Origin of the sequence: Hydrogenophaga intermedia (assembly GCF_000723405.1) — a bacterium.
GTDB classification, from domain to species: Bacteria; Pseudomonadota; Gammaproteobacteria; order Burkholderiales; family Burkholderiaceae_C; genus Hydrogenophaga; species Hydrogenophaga intermedia.
On sequence record NZ_CCAE010000110.1, the window covers coordinates 1 to 2,494 of the forward strand.

The following is a 2,494-nucleotide window of genomic DNA, read 5'->3' on the forward strand; positions in this document are numbered from 1 at the left end:
GTAAGCGTTCCGGGAACCCATCTTTTGTTTTGCCGGTGAATCTGCGAATCTCGTGCCTCGGCAATCAACGAACGAGACGAGGTGAGCATGGATCGACAGCGGATGGAGAGCTGCCTGGAGCAGGTGGCGGCGTATCGAGCCTCTGGTCAGAAGGGGCGTGTGTGGGCCGAGGCCAACGGCGTGCCGCCGCGCGCACTGGCGAGCTGGTGCGCCCATGCGCAGCGCTGGCAGGCCCGGCTTGACGGCGTCAGCGCCGGGGCGTCGGCGACACCCCGGCCCAGCGGCTTCGTGGCCGCCCGAGTGGCGCCGAGTGCCGGGGCGCCATCGGTGCGCGTCGAACTGAACGCGGGCGGCACCCGGCTCGATCTGCACTGGCCGCTGAGTCACACCCGCGAACTCGCTGGTCTGCTGCGCGAGCTGGGTCGATGATTCGCATCGATGTCATCTGGCTGGCCCTGGGCGCAAGCGACCTGCGCGGGGGCATCGACACGCTGCTGGCCCAGGTGGTGCGCGGCTTCGCGCTGGGCGCCCAGGCCCACCACGCCTATGTGTTCGCCAACCGCCGTGCCGACCGGCTCAAGGTGCTGGTCTACGACGGCGCGGGCATGTGGCTGTGCACCCGGCGCCTGCAGGCCGGCAGCTTCGCCTGGCCACGCGAGGATGCGGGCGCGCTGAACCTCACACGCGAGCAGTTCGACTGGCTCGTCGCGGGCCTGCCGTGGCAGCGCCTGACTGCGCGAGGGCCGCCGTCCATCACGGTGGTCTGAGGCGTTCGATTCGACCCTGAGGGTTGCACGTTTGTCTATTGGCGAATATCCCGCTTCGCGCGCGCACGCGCGCGAGGGACACTTTGGGCCATGCTCGAAGGAACGGACCCGCACACATTCGACACGTCGCCCGCAGACGATGCGGTGCTGGTGCCGCGCGACCTGTTCGATCGGATGGAGGGCGATCTCAAGTTCAAGCAGGCCAAGATCGAGGCGCTGAACTTCGAGATCGCGCGCCTGAAGCGCTGGCGCTTCGGCTCGTCCAGCGAGAGCCTGGAGGCGAGCATGCAAGCGGTGCTGTTTGACCGCATCCTGGCCGACACGGCGCTTGAAGACCGCGCCGCCCAAGACGAGAACCAGCAGCCGAGCGCGGCGCGGCGACCCAAAGGCCAGGCGGTACGCCAGGCGCTTCCCGCGAGCCTGCCGCGCATCGAGCATCACCACGAAATCGAGCAGACGCACTGCGCCTGCGGCCAAGCCTTCAAGCGCATCGGCCAAGAGGTCAGCGAGCAACTCGACTGCGTGCCGGCACAGTTCTTCGTGCTGCGCCACATCCGCGGCAAGTACGCCTGCGCGTGCTGCCAGACGATTCAGGCCGCGCCGATGCCCGCGCAGATCATCGACAAGGGCATCCCGGCTGCTGGCCTGCTCGCGCAGGTGGTGGTGGCCAAGCACGACGATCATCTGCCGCTGTACCGGCAGGAAGAGATCTACCGCCGCTCGGGCGTGCACATCGCGCGCTCGAGCATGGCGCAATGGGTGGGCATCTGCGGCGTGCGCCTGGCGCCGCTGGCCGATGCCCTGCGGGAGTTCATCCTGCGCCACAGCGTGATCCATGCCGACGAGACGCCGGTGTCGCTGCTGGCACCGGGGCGCGGCAAGACCAAACGGGCCTATGTGTGGGTCTACCGCACGACGAACTTCGTGGCCAGGCGCGCGGTGCTGTTCGACTTTGCCGGGAGCCGCGCGGGCGAACATCCGCGGCGCGTGCTGCAAGGCTTCGGCGGCACGCTGGTCACCGACGATTATTCGGGCTACCACGCGCTGCACGCCCAGGGGCGCGTCACCTCGGCGCTATGCATGGCGCACGCCCGCAGGAAGCTGTTCGAAGCGCACAAGCTCAACGCCAGCCAGATCGCCGGCCAGGCAGTGACGCTGATCGCCAGGCTGTACGAGGTCGAGCGCGAGGCGCGCGAACTCGAACCTGAGGCCCGGCTGCTGCTGCGCCAGCAGCGCTCCCGGCCCGTGGCCGACGCCTTGCACGCCTGGCTCACGGCGCAGCGCCAGACGCTGGCCAATGCCGACGTGACGGCCAAGGCCATCGACTACTCGCTGAGCAACTGGCGCGCCCTCACGCGCTACCTGGACGACGGCAACGTGCCCATCGATAACAACGCCGCGGAGAACGCCGTGCGCCCGCTGGTCGTGGGCCGCAAGAATTGGCTTTTTGTAGGGTCGCAGCAGGCCGGCGAGCGCGCCGCAGTGGTCATGAGCCTGATCGAGTCAGCCAAACTCAACGGGCACGATCCTTGGGCCTACCTCAAGGACGTGTTCGAGCGTCTGCCCACACTCAAGCAGCGCGATCTCGCGCAGCTGCTGCCGCATAACTGGCGCCCTGCCAGCGACACCGCGACGCCAACTACGGCACTCGCCGCCGTCCCCGCCGCGTAGAACCATCTTCAACACGCCGTCATCAACGGCGCAAGGTGGGTTCGCGGAACGTTTAC

3 protein-coding genes are annotated in these 2,494 nt (G+C 68.3%); all 3 read left to right on the plus strand.

Annotated elements, in window-relative coordinates; all coding sequences use genetic code 11:
* The first annotated feature begins 87 nt into the window (after nucleotides 1–87).
* Nucleotides 88–429 carry an IS66 family insertion sequence element accessory protein TnpA gene (gene tnpA / locus BN948_RS25310; RefSeq protein WP_138820368.1) on the plus strand — a complete coding sequence of 114 codons (342 nt, stop codon included), beginning with the start codon at nucleotides 88–90 and terminating at the stop codon, nucleotides 427–429.
* Nucleotides 426–767: an IS66 family insertion sequence element accessory protein TnpB gene (gene tnpB / locus BN948_RS25315; protein ID WP_009516423.1), complete on the plus strand. Its 342-nt coding sequence runs from the start codon at nucleotides 426–428 to the stop codon at nucleotides 765–767. The genes tnpA and tnpB overlap by 4 nt, the downstream gene beginning before the upstream one ends.
* 90 nt (nucleotides 768–857) lie before the next feature.
* Nucleotides 858–2,438 (plus strand): IS66 family transposase, encoded by a 1,581-nt coding sequence (tnpC, locus tag BN948_RS25320; protein WP_202901799.1) that lies wholly within the window; start codon nucleotides 858–860, stop codon nucleotides 2,436–2,438.
* Nucleotides 2,439–2,494 lie beyond the last annotated feature (56 nt).

Bases quoted from the DNA above. Each gene is read 5' to 3' on its own strand.
- tnpA (WP_138820368.1), top strand. From the start codon at position 88: ATGGATCGACAGCGGATGGAGAGCTGCCTGGAGCAGGTGGCGGCGTAT.
- tnpB (WP_009516423.1), top strand. From the start codon at position 426: ATGATTCGCATCGATGTCATCTGGCTGGCCCTGGGCGCAAGCGACCTG.
- tnpC (WP_202901799.1), top strand. From the start codon at position 858: ATGCTCGAAGGAACGGACCCGCACACATTCGACACGTCGCCCGCAGAC.